General features: G+C 63.7%; 1 protein-coding gene. It reads left to right on the top strand.

Going from position 1 to position 2,209, the window contains the following annotated elements; genetic code table 11:
* Positions 1 to 637 precede the first annotated feature (637 nt).
* Positions 638 to 2,074, top strand: coding sequence for a group II intron reverse transcriptase/maturase (gene ltrA, locus AC4IJH_RS43405; protein ID WP_490857547.1), 1,437 nt, complete (start codon positions 638 to 640; stop codon positions 2,072 to 2,074).
* Positions 2,075 to 2,209 lie beyond the last annotated feature (135 nt).

The raw sequence follows: 2,209 nt of genomic DNA, 5'->3' as shown, positions 1-2,209 counted from the left end.
CTGTGCGCCACGAGGCGCGATGTAGATCGAGAGGTGGTGAAAGACCACTTCCGTCGGGCCGTCGTAGCGGCCTGATCGAAGCTAGGGGGCAGCCTGATCCGGGGAACGCCGGGGAGGGTGGCAAGCGGCCCCGACGAAGGCGGGACGTGCCGGAACTACCAGACGGTGCGGGTCCGCCCAGCGAGGTCAGAAGGTGTAGCGAGAGCGAACCAGTGGTTGAAGCTCCGTAACAGCGAAGCCGGGTCAAATCTGGTGGATATGGGCCGGTGTGCAGTGCGTGGGACTCTGCTTGACGAAGTGTCCCAACTCCGAAGCCGTGTAGTTCCGACGGTGGGGAGGCCACGTTGAAGGTCTGCGGCGTAGACGTGGCGATGCTGCCGGAGTAGAGCTGGGCGCCTCCCTGACCGATCGATCACATGGTGAACGTGGGAACCATCCGCGGTCGCCCTGCCTGCCGGACAGCCAGTTCGGTGGAGGGCAGGTCCGTTGCCGACTGAAGGCCGTGGGATGGGGCGGAGGCCCCGTAGTAGTCACGGGCGTGACGACCCGTCGTGGAGGCCGTGAGAGACGGCCGCAGGGCGAAGGGGGCCAGCAAGTCAGCAGTCGAGGTTGCTGGAATGCCGGGAGGTTTTCGCTGGTGAATACCGACGAGCTGGAGCGCGCCGTATATGTGGCGGAGCAACGGGTACTGAATATCCAGACCAAGCTGCACCGTTGGGCTCGTGATGACGCTCATCGCAGGTTCGACGACCTTTACAACCTCGTTGCCGATCCCGGTTTCCTTCTGGTGGCCTGGGATCGGGTGAGGGGTAACAAGGGTGCTCGCACGGCCGGAGTGGACGGGCGCACGGCCCGTTCCGTCGAGGCCGGGCAGGGTGTCGAGGAGTTCCTCGATGAACTACGGTCACAAGTGAAAGGCCGTAGTTTCCGCCCGCTTCCGGTGCGGGAGCGCATGATTCCGAAGGCTGGTGGGAAACTGCGCCGGTTGGGGATCGCGACTGTCGCCGATCGGGTGGTCCAGGCATCCTTGAAGCTGGTGTTGGAGCCAATTTTCGAGGCGGATTTCCTCCCGTGTTCCTACGGGTTCCGTCCGAACCGCCGGGCTCATGACGCGGTAGCCGAGGTGCGCTATCTCGCTTCGCGGCCACGCAATTATGAGTGGATTGTGGAGGGAGACATCGCGGCTTGCTTCGACGAAATCTCACACACGGCCCTGATGGACCGGGTGCGGCGTCGAGTCGGAGATAAACGCGTACTGGATCTGGTGAAGGCTTTCCTCAAGGCGGGCATCCTCGGTGAGGACCGTCTGCTGCGGGAGACCACCGCCGGAACCCCACAGGGGTCAATTCTCTCGCCCTTGCTCAGCAACGTGGCGCTGTCGGTCCTGGACAAGTACATCGCCCAGGCGCCGGGAGGCCCGGGTGCTGGGAAGCTGGAACGGGCCAGACGGCACCGCCATGGTCTGCCCACCTATCGCCTGGTGCGGTATGCGGACGACTGGTGCCTGATGGTATTCGGCTCCCGAGCGGATGCCGAAGTTCTGCGTGAGGAGATCGCAGGGGTCTTGTCGACGATGGGGTTGCGCCTGTCGCTGGAGAAGACCTTGATCACCCATATCGAGGAAGGGCTGGATTTTCTCGGGTGGCACCTCCAGCGCCACCGAAAGAGGGGCACCAGCCAGCACTACATCTATACCTATCCCGCGAAGAAGGCGGTACAGGCCGTGAAGCGGAAGGTCAAGTTGTTGTGTCGAGAGGTCGAAGTGAATCAACCGTTGGATGACCTGCTGCGTCGGCTGAATTTGGCGCTGCGGGGCTGGTGCGCTTACTTCCGGCCCGGGGTGTCCTCCGCGACCTTCGCTTATCTGAGTCACTATACGTGGCAGACGGTATGGCGATGGATGCGGCGCAAACACCGCCGGTCCACCTGGAAGGAACTCCGCAACCGCTATTGCGGCGGCGGATGGTGGCCCGCCAGCGAGAACAGGGAGCTGTTCGACCCCGAGAAGGTGGGCACGACCCGCTACCGATATCGAGGGTCAGTTATCCCGGCCCCCTGGCCTACCACGGGATGAGAACACCCAACACGCAGCCTATTTCGGGACTTGTGGAGAGCCCGGTGCATTGAAAGGTGCCCGCCGGGTTCGGGAAGCGGTCCGGGGAAACGGTCCGGCCGAAAGGCCGGAACCGCGCCCCGGGCCGACTTTCAC

It is taken from the genome of Streptomyces sp. UF-297 (assembly GCF_058245575.1).
This window is presented reverse-complemented; position numbering and strand designations above follow the sequence as displayed.